Origin of the sequence: Pseudomonas izuensis (genome assembly GCF_002356535.2) — a bacterium.
Classification (GTDB): Bacteria; Pseudomonadota; Gammaproteobacteria; order Pseudomonadales; family Pseudomonadaceae; genus Aquipseudomonas; species Aquipseudomonas izuensis.
In genome coordinates, this window is record NZ_AP017423.2 from 4630264 (window position 1) to 4650508 (window position 20245).

Genomic DNA, 20245 nt, shown 5'->3' on the forward strand with positions numbered 1-20245 from the left:
GCCCGAACATGGACGGCCTGAACGGGTTGACGGAGTTGCGAGTGAACAGCGCCGAGCAGTTGAGCTGGGATGATCGCTGCGACTTGCTGATCGTCGGTTTCGGTGGGGCCGGCGCCTGTGCCGCCATCGAAGCCGCCAGCCGTGGCCTGGCGGTGCTGGCGCTGGACCGCTTCGAAGGGGGGGGTGCCACTGCATTGAGCGGTGGCGTGGTGTATGCCGGTGGCGGAACGCCGTACCAGCGTCAGGCGGGTTACGAAGACACCGACGAAGCCATGTTCAATTACCTGCGCCAGGAAGTCGGTGACGCCGTCAGCAGCCGGACGCTGAAGGAATTCTGCGAAGGCAGTCGCGCGCAACTGGCCTGGCTCGAACGCCAGGGCGTCGCCTTCGAATCCAGTGTGCCGCCACACAAGACCTCATACCCGAGCGATCAGTACTACCTCTATTACTCCGGCAACGAAGCCGTGCCGGCCTACGCCGCCAGCGCCAAACCGGCACCCCGCGGTCACCGCACCAAAGGCCCCGGCATGTCCGGCGCCAGCCTGTTTGCCCCGCTCAAGGCCAGCGCCTTGCGCCACGGCGCCCGGTTGCGCAGCCAGTGCGAAGTGCGCCGCCTGGTGCTCGATCACAACGATCGGGTGCTCGGTGTCGAAGCCTGGCAACTGCCTCCGGGCAGCCGCGCCGCCCGGCAACATGCGCGCCTGTCGCGTTGGGCCGCCGCCATTCATATGTACGCCCCGGCCCTGGCCGACCGCTTGCGCGCTCGTCAAAAACGCATCGAGCAATCTCATGCCATACGCCAACTGATCCGCGCCGAACACGCGGTGCTGCTGAGCAGCGGCGGTTTTATCTTCAACCGCGAATGGGTGGAAAAGCATGCCCCGCAGTACCTGGCCGGCTTGCCGCTGGGCACCACTGGCTGCAACGGCAGCGGCATCGCCCTGGGCCAGAGCGCCGGTGGCAACGTGGCGCGAATGGACAAGGTCAGCGCCTGGCGCTTCATCAATCCACCCTTGGCCTGGGCCCGAGGGCTGATCGTCAACGGGCGCGGCCAGCGCTATGCCAACGAGGAAATCTACGGCGCGACCCTCGGCCACGCCATGGTCGAAGAACAGGACGGCCGCGCCATCCTGATCCTCAACCGGGCACTGGTGCGCGAGGCATTGCGTCAAGTCGGGCCGGGCAAGGTGTGGAACTTCCAGCGCCTGCCAGTGCTGCTCAACCTGCTATTCAACGCCAAACGCAGCAACAGCCTGACCGGGCTGGCCAAGCGCTGCAATCTGCCTCCCGAACGGCTGCGCCAAAGTGTCGAGCGCTATACCCGAGCAGCGCAGGGCGTAATCGCCGATGAGTTCGGCAAGTCCGGGGCGATGCTCGCCAACCTCGAACAAGGCCCGTGGTATGCCCTCGACCTGTCGTTCGACAGCAAACTCTTCCCCTGCCCGGTCATTACCCTCGGCGGGCTGAAGGTGTGCGAGCGCAGCGGCCGGGTACTGGACCACGCCGGCGTGCCGATCCACGGCCTGTACAGCGCGGGTCGCAACGCGGTCGGGGTCGCTTCCAATCTTTATGTCTCCGGCCTGTCGCTGGCCGATTGCATCTATTCCGGTCGCCGGGCTGCCGCCCACGTGGCCGATCAAATCGCAGTTCAAACCACAGGATCAGGAGAACAACAATGCAACGTGTAGAAGGCAAAGTCTGCATCATCACCGGCGCCGCCAGCGGCATCGGTCGCGAAGACGCCCTGCTGCTGGCCCGCGAAGGCGCCAAGGTGGTACTGACCGACCTCAATGAGGAAGCGGGCCGCCAGGTCGCCGCGGAAATCGGCAGCAACGCCCTGTTCATTCGTCACGACATCGCCAGCGAGCGTGACTGGCAGCACGTGATCAAGACCACCGTCGAACACTTCGGTCGTCTCGATGTGCTGGTCAATAACGCCGCGATCCTCGCACTGGGCAGCATCGAAGATACCACCCTGGAACTGTGGCAGAAGGTGCAAAAAATCAATGGCGACGGCTACTTCCTAGGCTGCAAATACGCGATCCAGGCGATGAAGGAAACCGGCGGCGGCTCGATCATCAACATGTCTTCGGTGGCGGCGCTGGGCGCCATGCCGATGTTCTGCGCCTACTCGGCGTCCAAGGGTGCAGTGGCGGCGATGACCCGTTCCATCGCCTTGCATTGCAAACAGCAGGGCTACCGCATTCGCTGCAACAGCGTGCACCCCGACGGCGTCAACACGCCGATGACCCAGGCCCTGGCCGGTGGTCAGGCGATCCCCCAGGAAGCCCTCGATCAGGACCCGATGAACCGCATGTGCGCCCCTCGGGATATCGCCAACGTGGTGCTGTTCCTGGCCACCGACGAGTCGCGTTTCGTCAACGGTGCCGAGATCCGTGTCGACAATGCGCAACTGATCAGCGGGCTCTGAGGTCGAGGTGAACATGGGCACGCAATTGCAGAACCTGACACCGGCCCCATCGTCGACGGGCAGCTATTCATTGCAAGTGTGCGCGGTGGTCGACGAGACCCTGGATGCCCGCTCGCTGGTGCTGGATATCCCGCCGTCGCTGCGGGAGCGCTTTCGCTATAAACCGGGTCAGTTCCTGAGTTTTCGCGTGCCCCTGGCCGGCAAACTGTTGACCCGCTGCTACTCCATGGCCAGCTCGCCCGTGGTGGACGCGCTGCCCAAGGTCACGGTCAAGCGGGTCGACGGTGGCCGGGTGTCGAACTGGATGAACGACGTACAGGTCGGCGACTGGCTGGAGGTGTTGCCGCCGGCCGGGCACTTCTGTCTGGATGAAGAGCAACCGGATGAGGACGCCCGACCACTGGTGCTGTTCGGTGGCGGTTCGGGGATTACTCCGGTGTTCTCCATTCTCAAATCGACACTGCACAACAGCACACGGCCGATCAAGCTGATCTATGCCAACCGCGATGAAGCGTCGGTGATTTTCAAGGACGAGCTGTGCCGGTTGATCAAGGCGCATCCTGATCGACTGCACGTGGTGCACGTCCTTGATTCGGTGCAGGGTTTCCTCACGGACGCTCAAGTCCGTCATTTGCTGCGCGGTTCGGCGGGGGGGGATTATTTCATCTGCGGGCCAGGGCCGTTCATGGACACCGTGGAACGCACGCTGCTGGCACTGGGCGAAAGCGCGGGGCGCATCCATGTCGAACGCTTCGTTTCACCGCCGGACCCGGACCAGTTACTCGCCGAAGAGGCTGTGGCCCGTGCCGCCGCACTCGATTCGCACTGCGAGGCATTGATCGTAGAACTCGATGGCCAGCAACACGAAATCACCTGCCGCCCCGGCGACACCTTGCTGCAAAGCTGCAAGGCGGCCGGGCTGGATGTGCCGTCGTCCTGCGAAGAAGGTTTTTGCGGGGCCTGTATGTGCGTGGTCCAGGAAGGACAAACCCAATTGGCACGCAACGATGTCCTGAGCCAAAGAGAACTGGAAGAAGGCTGGACCCTGGCCTGCCAGAGCCGTCCGACCGGCGCCCGGGTGCGCCTGAAATTCCCCGACTGAGACCCGCCCTCCCTGCGGAACGCAAAACCTGTGGGAGCGAGCCTGCTCGCGATAGTCGTCAACGATAACGCGGGCTATCTGAATGTCTGCGTTGTCAGGGCGTTTTTCGCGAGCAGGCTCGCTCCCACAGTTGACCGTGCTGATGCAGGAAGGTACTCCGTCGCCCTAGTCCCAACGGACGATCATGTCGGCCCGGTCTGCGGTTAGACTCGGCCACAGCATTAGCCCACAACAATAAAAGAGGTGCAGTTATGGCTCGTTTGCACAATAAGGTCGCGGTGGTCACCGGCGGCGCTTCGGGGATTGGCCTGGCCTGTGTGCGCCGCTTTGCCGCTGAAGGCGCACAAGTGGTGGGGCTGGACATCGGCAGCGCACCGGCGGATTTCCCCGGCCTGTTCATGACCCTGGATGTGCGCGACGAAGCGCAGGTCCAGCAGGTGATGCAGGAAGTCGTCAGCCGCTTCGGGCACATCGACGTGCTGGTCAACGCCGCCGGCGTCGCCGACCAGGGTAGCGTCACCCAGACCACCACCGCCAACTGGCAACGGGTGATGGACATCAACCTGACCGGCAGCATGCTCACCAGCAAATACGCGCTGGAGTCGATGGTGTCGCAACGCAGCGGTTCGATCATCAACGTCGGCTCGATCTTCGGCCTGCAAGGTTGCGATGGCAACGTCGCCTACAACGTGTCCAAGGGTGGCATCAACCAGTTGACCCGTTCGATGGCCATCGACTACGGCTACGCCAATGTGCGCGTCAACGGCTTGTGCCCGGGCCTGATCGAAACGCCGATGACCAGCATGGTCCGTGACAATGACGCGTTCCACGCCTTCTTTGCCTCGCAGCACATGCTCAGCCGCTCCGGGCAACCGGAAGAAGTGGCCAACGTTGCGCTGTTCCTGGCGTCCGACGAAGCCTCCTTTGTCAGCGGCCAGATGATTGCCGTAGACGGCGGTTTCTCCGCCGGTCGCCGCTTCGCCCCGCCCGCCGCGTAAATCGCCATCCAGCCGGGCGCCCTGCCCGGCTCACTCCCTTTTTTCATACCAGTCTTCTAACCGGGGAGGCCCCATGCCGCCTGTCGCCACCGCACTGACCATCGCTCAACTGTTCGCCAACACAGCCCAGGCCTTCGGCGATCGCCCGGCCATCGAGGATTCGGGGCGCTCGATCAGCTACCGGGAACTCGACCGCTTGCGCCGCCAGGCCGCCCGCGCGCTACTGGCGCTGGACGTTCAGGTCGGAGACCGGGTGGCGATCTGGGCGCCAAACATCTGGGAGTGGATCGTGGCTGCCGGGGCGCTGCAGAGCATCGGTGCCGCACTGGTGCCGCTCAACACCCGCATGAAGGGCAGCGAGGCCGGTTACATCCTGCGCGAGAGCGGCGCCTGTGTTTTATTCGCCATCGGCGAGTTTCTCGGAGTGGACTACCCGGGCATGCTGGCCACTGAAGACCTGCCAGCCCTGCGTCACATCGTCACCCTGCGCGGTGCAGGTTCCGGCACCCTGCGGTGGGAGACGTTCCTGGACCTGGCGGCCGACCTGCCGCAATTGGCCCTGCGCACCCGTGAGCAACAGGTCGGCCCGCAAGCCCTGTCCGATTTGCTGTTCACCTCGGGCACGACCGGCAAGCCCAAAGGGGTCAAGACCTGCCACGGTCAAAATCTGCGAATCGTGCGCGACTGGAGCGATATCGTCGGTTTGCGTGAGGGCGATCGCTACCTGATCGTCAATCCGTTCTTCCACTCCTTCGGCTATAAGGCCGGTTGGCTGGCGGCGCTGATGCGTGGCTGCACGATCTTGCCGCAGCAGGTGTTCGATGTGCAGGCGGTGCTTGAATGCGTGCAGCGCGAGCGCATCACCGTGTTGCCGGGGCCGCCGACGCTCTATCAATCACTGCTCGCTCATCCGCAACGCGACGCTTTCGATTTGAGTTCATTGCGGGTGGCGGTGACCGGTGCGGCGGCGATTCCGGTGGAGATGATCCATCGCATGCGCGACGAGCTCGGTTTCGCCACCATCGTCACCGCCTACGGCCTGACCGAAGTTTGCGGCTTTGCCACGATCTGCCGCCCCGGTGACGACGCGGATCGCGTGGCCAACACCAGCGGCCGGGCGATGCCTGGCGTGGAGGTCCGCTGTGTTGGCAGCAATGGTCGCAGCCAGCCGGCCAATGTCCCCGGCGAAGTACAGATACGCGGCTACAACCTGATGCAGGGTTATTTCAACAATCCCCAAGCGAGCCGGGAAATGCTCGATGCCGATGGCTGGCTGCACACCGGGGACATCGGCGTACTCGACGAGCAGGGTTATCTGCGCATCACCGACCGGCTCAAGGACATGTTCATCACCGGCGGTTTCAATGTGTACCCGGCGGAAATCGAGCAGTGCCTGCTGACGTATCCGGGGGTGGCGCAAGTGGCGGTCATTGGCATTCCTGACGAGCGGATGGGCGAAGTGGCGATGGCTTTTCTGCTGCCGGCACCGGGCATCGAGATCGAGGAGGCAAGGTTCCTGGCCTGGTGCCGCGAGCAGATGGCCAACTACAAGGTTCCGCGTCGGGTGCAGGTGCTTGAGAGCATGCCGCTGAATGCGGCGGGCAAGGTGACCAAGAATGTGTTGCGGGAGTGGGCTTTGGTGAGTGTCGACTGACTACCACAATACTTCAGCAACCGAATACCCGTGGGAGCGGGCTTGCCCGCGATGAGGGCGTCAGCTTCAACATTGATGTTGACTGACACACCGCCATCGCGGGCAAGCCCGCTCCCACAGGTTCTTATGTTGTCTTGAAGATCGTGAACTTAGATGACCCGCGCCGGATGCTGTCGGCGCGGCTCGCCAAGCATGGCGCGATGGGATGGCGGCTGGCGACCCTCGGCTTCACTGATGCCATAACCCCGGGCGATTTCGGCGGTGATCAGGGTTCGTCCGGAGAACGTCATCAACTGCGGATCGTTGAGCAAGGCATGAATCACCCGGCCATTGAATTGCGGGGTTTCGGCATCCGCCAGAAACGCCCGGTATTGCTCGCCATGCTGTTCACCGGCAATCCGCGTACGTTCGGTCAGTTGCGGGCCCAGCCACAGCGACAGCGCCGCCACGCCCTGCCCTTCAAAATCCACCGCCATGTCCGCCGCCAGCTTGTCGATACCGGCCTTCTGCGCACCGTATGCCGGTCCGTGCATGTAGCACCCGGCGCCGAATGACGAGGTAAAACAGATCAGTCCTTGAGCACTGCGCAACAACAACGGCGCCGCGTAGTAGCTGGCGATGTACGCCGAGCGCAAACCCACATCGATTATCCGCACCAGGTCCAGCGGTTTGGCCCAGAACGGGCCCGGCTCGATCAACTGGTCATGGATGAACGCGGCATTGTTCACCAGTAGATCCAGGTGCCCGCATTCCTGCTCGACCCTTGCGAACAGCGCCTGCACCTGCCCATCGTCGGCATGATCGCAGACCACCGCGATGCCGCGTCCACCCGCCGCTGTAATCGCGGCAGCGGTGTCCTCCAGCGAGCCACGCAAGGCATGCCCGTACAGATTCGAACCGCCGTGTTCCGGAGCACGGCCGGTGACGAACACCGTCATGCCCGCTGCCCCCAACGCCAGGGCAATGCCCCGGCCAACCCCACGACTGGCGCCCGTGACGACTGCAACCTGCTGACTGTTCATTCGACACTCCCGAACAACGCTTTACCCGAGACCGTTTCGCTCTGGTGCTTGATGTGATTGGCCGCCAGATACCCGAAGGTCATGGCCGGACCAATGGTCGAGCCGGCGCCCGGATAGGTACGGCCCATCATCGAAGCGGCGCTGTTGCCGATGGCGTACAGGCCGTCGATGGGATGTCCGTCTTCATGCAACACACGGGCGTGAACGTCGGTGAGCAAACCACCCTTGGTGCCGATGTCCCCGGCGTCGATGCGCACCGCGTAGAACGGCCCCTTGAGCAGCGGCGCCAGACACGGATTGGGTTTTACGCCCGGATCGCCGTAGTAGCGATCGAACAGCGACTCGCCCTTGTGGAAATCTTCGTCGACACCCTGCACCGCCATACCGTTGAAGCGCTGCACCGTGCGCACCAGTCCACCGGCGTCCACGCCGATTTCAGTGGCCAATGCCTCAAGGGTCGGTGCCTTGTGGAAGTACGTGCGCAAGTGCTCGGGCAACTGCCAGTCGCGCTGGGCATAGCCGGGCAACAAAGCGCCGCAGGGGTACTTACGGCGGAACTCGGCGTCGAACACCATCCAGCACGGCACACTCACCGCGGCTTTGCGGTCGTTGGCGTACATGGCGTAGACGATATCGGTGTAGGGCGCGGCTTCGTTGACGAAACGCTCACCGGCGGAATTGACCATCACGCACCCCGGCAACGTCCGCTCAACGAACAGCGCGCGCTGTTTTTCCTCGCCCTGGACATGGGTGGTCGGCGCCCACCAGCTGTGGTCCATCAGGGCTGTGCGCGCGCCGATGGCCTGGCCGGCACGAATGCCGTCGCCGGTATTGTGCGGCGGCGTGGCGCTCCAAAGGGCCTGGGACGGCTGCGGCAGATACTGTGCGCGCATCGCCTGGTTACGCTCGAAACCACCGGCGGCGATGATCACGCCATAGCGCGCCTTGACGTTGAGCATCAGCCCATTGCGACAGACCCGTGCGCCACCGACCCGATCTCCGACGATCAGCAACTCTTCCAGTGCACAGTTGAGCCACAGCGACTTGCCGCGATCCTGCAATGAACAGCGCAAGGCACCGATCAAGGCATTGCCCAGCGTCAGGTAGCGATCTCGGCGGGACAAGCGCCGGCCCTCACGATCACGCCAGTAACGCCACATCACACGCAGTGTCAGGCGCAACCAGCCAGGCCCACGGCACAGCAAAACCTGCGCCTCTTTCATGGTCATTGCCATGCGCCCCATCATCAGGGTGCCGGGGGATGGTGCGCGCATATGCAGGAATTCTTCGCCCAGTTCGGCGGCGTCAAACGGTTGCGGGTCCATGGAGCGATAGCCCGGTTTTCCGCCTTCGACTTCGGGGTAGTAATCGGCGTAGCGGGGTTGTGCCTCGAAACGCACGCGGGTCTGGCGTTCGAGGTATTCGACCATCTCCCGGCCGTGCTCGACGTATGCTTCGATGCGCCCATCATCGATCTCGCCATGGGTCACCGCGCGAATGTAGGCGATGGCCTCGGCGGCCGAATCACTGCCACCGAGGGCTTTGATCCGGTGGTTGTCGGGGATCCAGATACCACCGCCGGACACCGCCGAGGTGCCGCCATACTCGGCGCTTTTTTCGATCAACAGCGCATTCAGGCCCAGGTCGTGGGCACGCAGTGCAGCGGTCATACCCCCCGCGCCCGAGCCAATCACCAGCACATCACAGCACTCGTCCCATTTAATTGCGGCAGCGTTCATGCGGTCACCCTTGTTCAGCGCCCATCAGGCAAAAACCGCCGCTGCCGGATCTTCGCCCGGTGCAGTCGGTCTCGGGATTGTTCGCCGCACGGGCTGGGTGTTCATCGTCCGATAGGACTAAGGCGGGGGCTGGTGCTCCGTGCATCCGCCCCATATCCCTGTAGGAGCTGGCTTGTCGGGTCGCTGCATCGCAGCGATGGCTTTGTGTCAGGCGACATGGATTTTGATGGTGTACATATCCGTTGCTGCGGTTACGGCCACTTATGGTTCCGCTCTTACAGCGGGTCACTTTGAAAAGCGGAACGCCGCCCGGCGCAAAGTAACCAAAACGCTCTTGCCCCACCACTCGGTGCCTCGCCCAGGCTCGGCATGCCCCGATCCCCTGTGGGAGCGAGCCTGCTCGCGAAGGACGTCAACGATTACGCGCCCTGCCTGAATAAACGCGGTGCCTGGTCGTTTTTCGCGAGCAGGCTCGCTCCCCACAAGGGATTGGGTACATCCGCAAGAGACACATCGGCTGCCAGGCCGCCTTCGCTGCGATGCGGCGCCCCGACAAGCCAGCTCCCACAGGGGACGGTGTACACCTGCTTCTCACCACTCAACAGGCCGAGCGTTAGCTCGCCTGCAAGCTTTTGATCTTGATCCACCCGACCCTTCGGGAGGCTGAGTAGAGGTGTTCATCCGGGGAGTGGCGCGCAGCGCCGTTCGACGCAGTCGAACACGCTGCATGTAGGTGCAGCGAAGCCAACCGGAGGGCAGTGTCCCCGGATGGATACCGGAGCGAAGGAACCCCGAGCCTTGGCGAGGGGCCGGACGCCGGGGCGAGCCTTCTTGGGTACTTTTTTGGCGTTTGAAAAAAGTGCCTCGCCGTAAGGGCGAAACCATAAGCAGCCGTTACCGCAGCAATGGATATGTACCCGGTCAGCAAGAGACAGGTCGGCTACCAAGCCGCCTTCGCGAGCAGGCTCGCTCCCACATAGGTGATCAAGCGCTCCCCCCCTGCAAATCGCTTAGTCCGCTTGGACGATGTTACGCACAAGACGTGACTCCATAGTCGCCCCCAGCACCAATCACCCCCCGCAAATACAGGTCGGGCTGCTCTGACCTGGGCATGAGGACGACATGATAAAAACAATAATCGCCCCACCAACACAGCACCCTCGCGTACAGCTGGCCTTGCTGTTGCTGGCTGGCGGACTAAGCGCTCACGTTAACGCCATGAGCTTTCAGCCAAGCGAAGACTTGAGCATCGACTGGGACACCACACTGACCTACAGCCTGGCCTGGCGGACCGAGTCTCGCGATCACAAACTGACGGCCAATGCTGATGCCAACGACGGCGACAACGCGTTCGACAAGGGCAGCCTGATCAACAACCGCAGTGGCTTTCTCACCGAAGCCAACATCAAGTGGCAAGACGATTACGGCGTGTTCGTCCGGGCGACGGGTTTCTACGACAACGTCTACGACCAGGGCAACGACAACGACACCGGCACCTCGAACTGCTTCGCCGGCGGTCATTGCAGCCGTCCCGACCGATTCTCCCAGGACACCATCGATCAGCACCGCGATGAATTGCGCATGCTCGACTACTACGCCTATGGCACCTGGGACCTGGGCGGCCACAACCTCAACGCGCGCCTCGGTAATCAGGTGGTGAGCTGGGGCGAAAGCCTGTTCTACCCCGGCATTTCCGCCGCGCAAAGCCCGGTGGACGCGACCAAGGCGACCACGCCCGGCGTCGAGGTCAAGGAAATCCTGTTGCCGGTCGGCCAGCTGTTCACCCAGTTCAGCCTGACCGACAGCCTGGATGTGCAGGCCTACTACCAATACAAATGGGAAAAGACCCAACTGTTCGGTGTCGGCAGCTACTTCTCCACCACCGACTTCATCGACGAGGGCGGCTTCAACGATGCCACCGGTTTCCTCACCCGCCTGGGCGATGACAAGCCAAGTAACAGCGGCCAGTACGGTCTGGCGTTTACCTATGCAGCCGAGTCGCTGAACAACACCGAGTTCGGCATTTACTACTCGCGCTATCACGACAAGACCCCGTCGCTGGATTTCCAGACGGACCTGGGGCACTACCGGGTGCGCTACTTCGACAACATCGACCAGTACGGTGCGAGTTTCTCCACGGTGCTAGGCAGCGTGAGCTGGGCCGGCGAAGTCAGTTACCGTGACGGTCAGCCGGTGATGGTCGACAACGGATTCTCCAGCCCGGTGCGCGGCAAAACCATGCAGGCGCAGACGTCGATGATCTACGTGGTCGGCCCGACTTCATGGGCGGACAACACCACCCTGACCGGCGAGCTGGTCTACAACACCGTGCTCAGCAATGACAAATCGCAGCCAGTGACCCTGGCTCCCGGCTTCTCGTTGCCGGGCACCGACAGCCTGGTCTATGACCGCGATGCCTGGGGCTACACGGTTCAGGCGAACTTTGATTACAACGACGTATTCAGCGGTTGGGACATGTCGGTGCCCGTCACCTTCAGCGCCGCCGCACATGGTGACAGCTCGCTGGTGGGCTCGATCAACGCGGGCCAGAACGACAACCGCGCGAGCATCGGCAGCTCATGGCGTTACCTGGGCAACTTCACCGTTGAAGCCCGTTACAACGCCTACCTGGGCAATGCCAACAACAGCCCGTTGGCCGACCGCGACAACGTCGCGCTCAACTTCAAGTACCGGTTCTGATTCCCCAGTAGGAGGAGCACAGCATGTCTAGATTCACCCACACCTTGTTGGGCACGGCGCTGGCCGTCAGCCTGTTGAGCAGTGGCCTGGCCCAGGCCAAGGTCAGCGACCAGGAAGCCGCCCGCCTGGGTCAGGACCTGACCCCGATGGGCGCCGAAAAGGCCGGCAACGCCGACGGCAGTATCCCGGCCTGGACGGGCAAATGGCGCGGCCTGCCGCCGCAGCTCAAATACGCCGGCCCCGGCACGCCGTACCCGGACCCGTACGCCGCGGAAAAACCGTTGTTCGTGATCGATGCCAGGAACATGGACAAGTACGCCGACAACCTCACCGATGGCCAGAAAGCGTTGCTCAAGCGCTACCCTGATACATTCAAGATCCCGGTGTACCCGAGCCACCGCGACTTCCGCCTCGATCAGCGCCTGGAAGACCAGATCAAGAAAAACGCCGTCACTGCCGAACTCGACAATGACAACAACGACACGAAAAACGCCTGGGGTGCCTCGCCGTTCCCGATCCCGAAGAACGGCAGCGAGTTGATGTTCAACCATACCTTGCAGGGGCGCGCCAATACTGAAGAAGCCAACTACGGCCAGGCCGTGGTGTACGCCAACAAGGAAAAGGTACTCGAAGAAGTCAACTACAAGATCTTCTCGATCTGGTCCAGTCCGGACAAGACCCTGGAGACGGCCAACGGTGTGCTCACCAACTTCCTGATCACCACCCTGGAACCGGTGCGCAAGAAAGGCGAGATCGTCGTCGGTCACGAGTTCATCAACCCGACCGCCGCCCCGCGCCAGGCCTGGCAATACAGCCCGGGCCAACGTCGGGTACGTCGCGCACCAACCGTGGGCTACGACTCACCGACCGGTGCCGGTGGGTTCCGTGTGTACGACGAAGACCGCTTGTTCAACGGCGCACCGGACCGCTACAACTGGACCATCGTCGGCAAAAAGGAAATCTACATTCCGTACCACAACTACAAGATCGACGACCCCAGCGTAACGGCCGACCAGATCCTGGCCACCACCGGCCATGTCGATCCGCAGTACATGCGCTACGAGAAGCACCGCGTCTGGGTGTTGCAGGCCAGCCTCAAGGAAGGTGCCCGCCACGTGTACGCCAAGCGCGTGCTGTACCTGGACGAGGACACCTGGTCCGCCACCCTGGCCGACAACTACGACAGCCGTGGCCAACTGTGGCGCACCAACATGCAGACCTCGATCTACGCCTACGAGCTACAGCGCTACCACGCTCGCCTCGGGATCTACCATGACCTGATCGCCGGCTCGTATCTGGTTGACCGCATGCTGATCGACCAGAAACCGGCCAAGCTCAATGCCACCGCCTTCACGGAAGACGAATTCACCCCTGGCAACCTGCGCAAACTCGGCACCCGCTAAACCCGCCGCGCCCCGGCCGATTCATTCGGTCGGGGCGTTGTGCTTTTCTCAATTTGCTCAATTCACGGAAGACTCTCCATGAACAAACTCCTCACGGGCGTCATCGCCCTGGCGGGCGTCGGTCTGTCGATGCACGCCAATGCCTTGAACATACTGCTGACCAACGACGATGGTTGCCGCGCGCCTGGCATCGACGCGATGTACCGCGCACTGACTGCCGCCGGGCACAAGGTGACCCTGGTTGGCCCGTTGAACGACAGCAGCGGCATCAGTGCCGCCAGCGTGGTCGTGCCTGGCCAGGCGCTGGCGGTGACTGAACTGGCACCGGGCAGGTTTTGCGTGGGTCCGCCTGAAGGCTATACACCACCTGTCGGCAAGACCTCGGCGATTGGCACGCCGGTGGATGCGGTCAACGTCGGGCTGGATGTGCTGCTCAAGGACACGCCACCGGACCTGGTGGTCTCGGGCAGCAACTTCGGTGAAAACGTCGGCCCGCTGACGCAGATGTCCGGCACCCTCAACGCAGCAGTACGCGCGATGTTCAAGGGGATCCCCGCGGTGGCGGTGTCCACGGCCATCGATATGGATCTGATCATGCGCGATCAGCAGGCTGGCTATCGCAAGACCCTGGGCGCCATGGATGATACGGCGCGGTTTGCGGTGAAGGTCATCGAAAAAGCCAGCCTCGCGGGTGCTCCAGCCCGACAGGCCTGTGAAAAAAACAAACGCCAATGCGAACTGAACGTGCTCGGTTTACCAGGGGTCAGCGGGCTGAACATCAACTATCCAGCGTTGCCCGCCAGCGACGTCAAAGGCGTGAGTTTCGCCCCGATCGGTAATTGGGATCGCGTGAACTTCACCTCCCAGCGCGGCGCCGACGGCCTGGTCCACGTCAACCTGGCCGCGCCACCGACACCTACGGCGGCGCAACAAAAAGCCGATGCGTACCAATTGTGGCAAGGTCATGCGGTCATCACCGTGATCGACGGCAACATGACCGCACCGGATGCGGTGCAAGATCAAGCCAGGAAGATGTTGCGGGACCTCAAACCTTAATCCAACGCAAACCCTTTGTGGGAGCGAGCCTGCTCGCGAAGAGGCCGGCACATTCAACATCAATGTCGCCTATCAAGCCGCCTTCGCGAGCAGGCTCGCTCCTACAGAGCGATCTTCGGTGAACACTAAATCCGCCACCCCCCGCAAATCCCTTGTGGGAGATTCTATGGTTGAGGGGAAGCCCTCATCTGGTTTTCGGCTGGTATTCGCTCTGTCCTTTCAACAGGGCGAATACCAGCCGAGCAAGCTTGCGGGCCAGCATCACCAGTGCCTGGGTGGTGCTGAAACCTCGGCTTCTTTGCTCCTGGTAAAACCCTTTCCAGGTCTCGGTACGACTCGCCGACATGGCCGCATTGTGCAAAAGCCGACGGGCCTCTGGATCGCCTCGCTTGGTCAAACTCCGGCGAGCGTCCTTTTGCCCTGATTTTGCCACCCGTAAATCCATTCCCAGAAAGGCGATGAAGGCATCTGCATTTCTGAAGTCTCCGCGCTGAAACGCTGTAATCAGGCGCGCACCGGTCAAAAATCCGATGCCTTCAACTTTCAGGCAACGTTTCAGCTGACCGAGCAAACCGGCTTCCTTGAGCTGATCGTTGATCGTCTTTTCGATCAGCGTCTCGAGCTGCTGCATGGACTTTATTTGCTCGGTAAAAGCCGCCTTCAGCAGGGGCTCATTCGACCAGCTTTGCACCAGTCCAACCCTTGCCTGGACCAAGGCGGCCCGACGGCGGAAAAGGCTCAGGAGCTGGCGGTATAGCGGTGACGGCGGGGTCCATGGGTGAAGCTCTTCCTGTTCATTTTTCAGATACCGAGCAAGTAGCTTGGCATCCAGCGCATCGGTTTTGGCGCGAATCTTCACACCTTCGCGGTAATGCTTGAGCTCATAACCGCCCACCATGTAAATCACGCAGCCGGCCTCATAGGCCAAGTCAGCGAACTCCAAGTGGTAGATATTGGTGGCTTCGATGGCAATAGCCACCGGCCCCGCCAATTCTTTTAACCATTTACCAATGGCTACCTTGTTGTTGGGGATTTTTTCGAGCAGGTCCAGTTCGGCGTGATAGATCACCAGTTCGTTCTTGGCGACATCCACGCCCACGATCGGCTTTAAGACTGGAACCGGCATTGCCATAGGATTTCCTCCGAGATATGGTTTTAAGCACTTGAAGGGCTCACCCAGGGGCGCAGGCTTGTTCCTATCGTCGGTCCTAGCCAGAAGCATTCTTTATCGGCGCTTGGGTGAAAGGAGGAGGGGCGAACTCTCCCACAGTCTGTACTGCGTCAACAGTCAGAATCGAGCCTTGTCCCTCCTCCTCCCTTCAAGTCCTACCATACAAGCGAGCCTGCTCGCGAAGAGGCCGGCACATTCAACATCAATGTCGCCTATCAAGCCGCCTTCGCGAGCAGGCTCGCTCCTACAGTTTGATCTTCGGTGAACACTAAATCCGCCACCCCCCGCAAATCCCTTGTGGGAGCGAGCCTGCTCGCGAAGAGGCCGGCACATTCAACATCAATGTCGCCTATCAAGCCGTCTTCGCGAGCAGGCTCGCTCCTACAGTTTGATCTTCGGTGAACACTAAATCCGCCACCCCCGCAAATCCCTTGTGGGAGCGAGCCTGCTCGCGAAGAGGCCGGCACATTCAACATCAATGTCGCCTATCAAGCCGCCTTCGCGAGCAGGCTCGCTCCTACAGTTTGATCTTCGGTGAACACTAAATTCGCCACCCCCGCAAATCCCTTGTGGGAGCGAGCCTGCTCGCGAAGAGGCCGGCACATTCAACATCAATGTCGCCTATCAAGCCGCCTTCGCGAGCAGGCTCGCTCCTACAGTTTGATCTTCGGTGAACACTAAATTCGCCACCCCCGCAAATCCCTTGTGGGAGCGAGCCTGCTCGCGAAGAGGCCGGCACATTCAACATCAATGTCGCCTATCAAGCCGTCTTCGCGAGCAGGCTCGCTCCCACAGGTACTGTGTTCGACTCAGGATTCGGGTTGGAACGGCACGAATTCGGTCACTTCCAGATCAAACCCGGAAACAGCCTTGTACGGCACCGGTGAACTCATCAGGCGCATCTTGCGCACGTTCTGGTCCCGCAGGATCTGTGCGCCGATGCCCAGGGTCCGCTGCGGAAACTGTGGCGCCCTTGGCTTGCCGCCGCTACGCAGGCGCAGTTGTTCGAGCACGCCATCGGCGGTTTCCTTTTGAGCCAGCAACACCAGTACGCCATTGCCAGCCGCCGCGATGCTTGCCAGGGAGCGCTCCAGGGTCCACTGCTGGGCCCCGCCTTCGCTTTCGCAACCCAGCGCATCACGCAGCGTTTCAATGCTCTGCACCCGTACCAGAACCGGCTGCGTACTGTCGATCCGGCCCTTGACCAGTGCCAGATGCAGCGCGCCTTGATAGGTGTCCTGATAGGTCGTTACCCGAAACTCGCCATGACGGGTATGCAGCGGATACTCCCCCCCGCGCTCGATCGTGCCTTCGTACAGAATGCGGTGGTGGATCAAGTCGGCAACGCTGCCGATTCGCAGGCCATGACGGCGGGCAAATTCGTGCAGTTCGTTGCCACGAGCCAACGCCCCTTCCTCGTTCAGAATTCCCACCAGCGCCGCTGCCGGTTGCAGGCCCGCAAGCCGCGTCAGGTCGCACGCCGCCTCGACATGCCCGGCGCGCTGCATCACCCCGCCGGGCAATGCCTGCACCGGGAAGATATGCCCCGGTTGAACCAGATCTGCCGGACCACTGACAGGATCGACCGCGACCTGAATCGAACGCGCCCGGTCTGCCGCTGAAATGCCGGTGGACACCCCGGTCGCCGCTTCGATCGAGCGGGTAAACCCCACGCCATGCTGCGCCCGTGAATGGGGCACCATCAGGTCCAGCCCCAGCGCGCGGCAGCGTTGTTCGGTCAAGGCCAGGCAAATCAGCCCGCGCGCCTGCACCGCCATGAACGTGACCGCCTCGGCGCCACAGTGTTCGGCGGCCATCAACAACGAGCCTTCGCCGTTGTGCTCATCGTCGGTGATGACCACCATTTGCCCAGCGGCAATGGCCTCGATCAACTGCGGCACCGTATCGAATGCCGGGCTCGCCACGCCGTTCAATTGAGTGCCCTGCGCAGATCGGCCGCGGCGTCGGCCAAGGCCAATGCAGCGCCCTCGACAAACGGAGCCATGCTGATGAACCCGTGAATCATGCCTTCGCAGCGTTGCAGGCGCACCGATACACCCGCCTGCAGCAGGCACCGGGCAAAAGCCTCGCCTTCATCACGCAACGGATCGAATTCGGCGGTGATGAGCGTGGTCGGCGGCAAACCCGCCATACTGTTGGCCCGCAACGGCGAAGCCAGAGGATCATCCCCCTGCCCGGTATCCTGCAAATATTGTTGCCAGAACCAGTACATCATCGCGCTGGACAGAAAATAACCTTCGGCAAAATCCTCATAGGACTGACTGTCGCAGCGGGCATCGGTCACCGGATAGAACAGGCACTGGTAACTGATTTTCGGCCCCTTGCGTTGCGCCGCCAAACGACTGACCGCCAGCGCCAGGTTGCCCCCTGCGCTGTCCCCGGCCAGCGCCAGGCGACTTGCGTCGATGCCGAGCTCATCCGCATGCTCGACCAGCCAGCACGTGGCCGCATAGCAATCGAGGGGGGCCGCCGGAAAATGATGTTCCGGTGCCAGTCGATAGGCCACCGACACCACCACCGCCTCTGACTGGCGCGCCAGAGAACGGCAAAGGTTGTCGTGGGTAACAAGATTGCCCATGACAAAGCCGCCGCCGTGGAAGAACACCAGCAGCGGCAGATTGTCCTCTTCCAGTGGGCGATACAGCCGCGCATCGAGTAGACCTGCGGCACCTGTAACCTTCAGGTCACGCACTTCGATCATCGGATCGCCGGGGATGGCGGGCAGCAGGTTGTCGCTGAACTGCCGGTATTGCACGGCGTCGAGCTGGCTGAAATCGGGCTCCGGCAGATCGCGAAACTGCTGGAGCACCGCGGCGATCTGCTTATCGAGCGGCATGGGAATCTTCCTCTACATCGGTCATTTGAAAGACGGGATTGGTTTGTTCAAGGATGCTCCGCACCCGTCGCTCCAGCGCTGGTTCGAAGCCTTTGTGCGGCAGGATCCAGAAGCGTTTTTGCGCGATGGCGTCGAACACCTGCGCGGCCAGCTCTCCCGGCGACATGCCTTGGCGAATGGTGCCGTCGAGCAGTTGGCTGAAGGACGAACCGGCGGCGTCCACCACCTGGTTCGACGCCATGATTTCACTGGCGACCGGCCCCGGGCACAGCACCGAAACCGACACCGGTGCGCCGAGCATCGCCAGTTCGTAGTGCAGGGTTTCCGACAGTGCGACCACCGCTTGCTTGGTCACGTTGTACGGCGCCATCAACGGGCTGCTGACCAGCCCTGCCAGGGAGGCGGTGTTGATCACATGGGCGGCCCGCCCCTGGCGCAAGAACAGCGGCACGAAAGCGCGAATGCCATTGATCACCCCGTCCAGATTGACGGTGAGCATCCGGTCCCATTGCGCCCGGGTGATTTCCCAGCTGTAGCCGGTCTGCATCACCCCGGCATTATTGAACAACAGGTCCACCCCGCCAAAGTGCTCGACGGTACGGTCGCGCAAACGCTCGACCTGCGCCGGGTCGCCAACATCGGTCACACAGGCCAACGCCTGTACGCCGCCAGCCAGCAAATGATCGCAAAAGGTTTGCAGGCCTGCCGCATCCCGATCGGCCAGTACCAGGCGCATGCCCAGCTTCGCCGCGTGCTCGGCCAGGCCTCTGCCAATACCACTGGCGGCGCCGGTAATCACTGCCACCGGGCCATGTTCATTGTTCATCGCCAACTCCTGCACTGGGTCCAATGGCGCCAGTAGAGCGGGCCATCGCCGGGCGGCCATCGTCCATTCAGACGATGCCCGCTTTCACAGGCGCGGCAGAATCCGTGACATGCGCCAAACCCGTGAACCCTGGGAGAACAATAAGATGAGTACCCTGCACCGCATCGAAGCCAGACTGCTGGAAGATCGTTACGCCCGAGGCTGGCACTGCCTGGGCCTGGCGGCCCAATACCGCGACGGCAAGCCCCATCGCCTGGAGGTGTTCGGCACAAAGTTGGTGGCCTTCCAGGGCGAAGACGGCGAGCTGCATATTCTCGATGGCTACTGCCCGCACATGGGCGCCGACCTCAGTACCGGTTGCGTCGAAGGCAACTCGATCCGCTGCCCCTTCCACGCCTGGCGCTGGGGCGCCGATGGCGTCTGCGATGACATTCCCTATGCCAAGCGCATTCCGCCGCGGGCCAAAATCAAAAGCTGGCCGCTGATGGAAGAAAACCATCTGCTGTTCGTCTGGAATGACCCGCAGGGCAACCCGCCACTGCCCGAGCAACGCATCCCGCGCATCGATGCCTGCTTCAGTGAAGAGTGGGCGGCGTGGGAAGTCGCCGAATTGCAGATCGGCACCCACTGCCGCGAACTGATCGACAACATCGCCGACATGGCGCACTTCGGCACCGTGCATGGCGCGCCGGTCGAGGCATTCAGCAATATCTTCGAAGGCCATTTGGCCACCCAGATCATGAGCGCCCGCAGCGAGCGGCTGTCCGGTGACAGCGTGCTGAGCACCGTGGCCACCTATTACGGCCCGGCCTATCAGATCACCGAAATGACCGGCGCCATGAACGGCCAGCCGATCCATTCGATCCTGCTCAACTGCCATGTACCGATCGACCTGGACAGTTTCACCCTGCGTTACGGCGTGCTGGTGAAAAAGATTCCGGGGCTCAGCGAAGAGCAGAATCAGGCGATGGCCAAGGCCTACGTGCAGCAGGCCCAGGAAGCCTTTTACGAAGACGTGGCGATCTGGCACAGCAAGACCCGCGTCGACAACCCGCTGCTGTGTGACGGCGATGGCCCGGTGTATCAGTTGCGCCGCTGGTACGAGCAGTTCTACACCGACGTCGAGGCGTTGGCGGCGGACGTGCTGGAACACAAGAAATTTGTCGTGCGCGCCAGCGAACGGGTCTGACGGCAACGGCCTTTCGCCCGCCACGGGCCTGCCCGGCAGCCGCCCGTCAGGCCCTGAGCCCGAGCGTTGCATGGAGCCGATATCGGCGCTTATTCTC

At 62.2% G+C, this 20245-nt stretch carries 15 protein-coding genes; 9 read left to right on the forward strand and 6 right to left on the reverse strand.

The features are described from left to right. Positions 1–8: 8 nt before the first annotated feature. The 5 genes from LAB08_RS20380 to LAB08_RS20400 all read left to right on the forward strand — a co-directional run bounded on the left by LAB08_RS20380 (position 9) and on the right by LAB08_RS20400 (position 6185). Entirely contained in the window at positions 9–1688 is a 1680-nt protein-coding gene (locus tag LAB08_RS20380) for an FAD-binding protein (protein WP_096510009.1), read from the forward strand. Beyond that, positions 1676–2431 (forward strand): glucose 1-dehydrogenase, encoded by a 756-nt coding sequence (locus LAB08_RS20385; RefSeq protein WP_096510008.1) that lies wholly within the window; start codon positions 1676–1678, stop codon positions 2429–2431. The genes LAB08_RS20380 and LAB08_RS20385 overlap by 13 nt, the downstream gene beginning before the upstream one ends. A gap of 13 nt (positions 2432–2444) precedes the next feature. Next, complete coding sequence (locus LAB08_RS20390; RefSeq protein WP_096510007.1) at positions 2445–3533, forward strand: ferredoxin--NADP reductase; 1089 nt, start codon at positions 2445–2447, stop codon at positions 3531–3533. Positions 3534–3784: 251 nt separating this feature from the next. Next, complete coding sequence (locus LAB08_RS20395; protein WP_096510006.1) at positions 3785–4531, forward strand: SDR family NAD(P)-dependent oxidoreductase; 747 nt, start codon at positions 3785–3787, stop codon at positions 4529–4531. A 73-nt stretch (positions 4532–4604) separates the two neighbouring features. Beyond that, positions 4605–6185 carry a FadD3 family acyl-CoA ligase gene (locus LAB08_RS20400; RefSeq protein ID WP_096510005.1) on the forward strand — a complete coding sequence of 527 codons (1581 nt, stop codon included), beginning with the start codon at positions 4605–4607 and terminating at the stop codon, positions 6183–6185. A gap of 149 nt (positions 6186–6334) precedes the next feature. Here LAB08_RS20400 and LAB08_RS20405 read toward each other — a convergent pair whose 3' ends face one another. Then, positions 6335–7207 (reverse strand): SDR family NAD(P)-dependent oxidoreductase, encoded by an 873-nt coding sequence (locus tag LAB08_RS20405; RefSeq protein ID WP_096510004.1) that lies wholly within the window; start codon positions 7205–7207, stop codon positions 6335–6337. Continuing rightward, a complete protein-coding gene (locus tag LAB08_RS20410) occupies positions 7204–8946 on the reverse strand; it encodes an FAD-binding protein (protein WP_096510003.1) in 1743 nt (580 codons plus the stop codon). Before LAB08_RS20410 ends, LAB08_RS20405 begins: the two co-directional genes overlap by 4 nt. 1122 nt (positions 8947–10068) lie before the next feature. Between LAB08_RS20410 and LAB08_RS20415 the strand changes: the two genes are divergently transcribed. The 3 genes from LAB08_RS20415 to surE all read left to right on the forward strand — a co-directional run bounded on the left by LAB08_RS20415 (position 10069) and on the right by surE (position 14105). Further along, positions 10069–11646 (forward strand): DUF1302 domain-containing protein, encoded by a 1578-nt coding sequence (locus LAB08_RS20415; protein WP_096510001.1) that lies wholly within the window; start codon positions 10069–10071, stop codon positions 11644–11646. 23 nt (positions 11647–11669) lie between these two features. Continuing rightward, entirely contained in the window at positions 11670–13049 is a 1380-nt protein-coding gene (locus LAB08_RS20420) for a DUF1329 domain-containing protein (protein ID WP_096510000.1), read from the forward strand. Between the two features lie 78 nt (positions 13050–13127). After that, positions 13128–14105, forward strand: a complete 978-nt coding sequence (surE, locus tag LAB08_RS20425) for a 5'/3'-nucleotidase SurE (protein ID WP_096509999.1) — start codon at positions 13128–13130, stop codon at positions 14103–14105. 184 nt (positions 14106–14289) lie between these two features. On the opposite strand, the gene LAB08_RS20430 is transcribed toward surE, so the two are convergent. The 4 genes from LAB08_RS20430 to LAB08_RS20445 form a co-directional block, all read right to left on the reverse strand. Beyond that, positions 14290–15237: an IS110 family transposase gene (locus tag LAB08_RS20430; RefSeq protein WP_217910633.1), complete on the reverse strand. Its 948-nt coding sequence runs from the start codon at positions 15235–15237 to the stop codon at positions 14290–14292. A gap of 848 nt (positions 15238–16085) precedes the next feature. Continuing rightward, on the reverse strand, positions 16086–17201 hold the full coding sequence (locus LAB08_RS20435; RefSeq protein ID WP_096515273.1) for a 3,4-dihydroxy-2-butanone-4-phosphate synthase: 1116 nt from the start codon (positions 17199–17201) through the stop codon (positions 16086–16088). 5 nt (positions 17202–17206) lie between these two features. Then, positions 17207–18133, reverse strand: coding sequence for a LipP1 family hormone-sensitive lipase (lipP1, locus tag LAB08_RS20440; RefSeq protein ID WP_096509998.1), 927 nt, complete (start codon positions 18131–18133; stop codon positions 17207–17209). Further along, positions 18120–18959, reverse strand: coding sequence for an SDR family NAD(P)-dependent oxidoreductase (locus LAB08_RS20445; RefSeq protein WP_096509997.1), 840 nt, complete (start codon positions 18957–18959; stop codon positions 18120–18122). Before LAB08_RS20445 ends, lipP1 begins: the two co-directional genes overlap by 14 nt. A 145-nt stretch (positions 18960–19104) precedes the next feature. On the opposite strand from LAB08_RS20445, the gene LAB08_RS20450 reads away from it, so the two are divergent. Continuing rightward, entirely contained in the window at positions 19105–20148 is a 1044-nt protein-coding gene (locus LAB08_RS20450; RefSeq protein WP_096515271.1) for a 3-ketosteroid-9-alpha-monooxygenase, oxygenase component, read from the forward strand. The last annotated feature ends 97 nt before the right edge of the window (positions 20149–20245 follow it).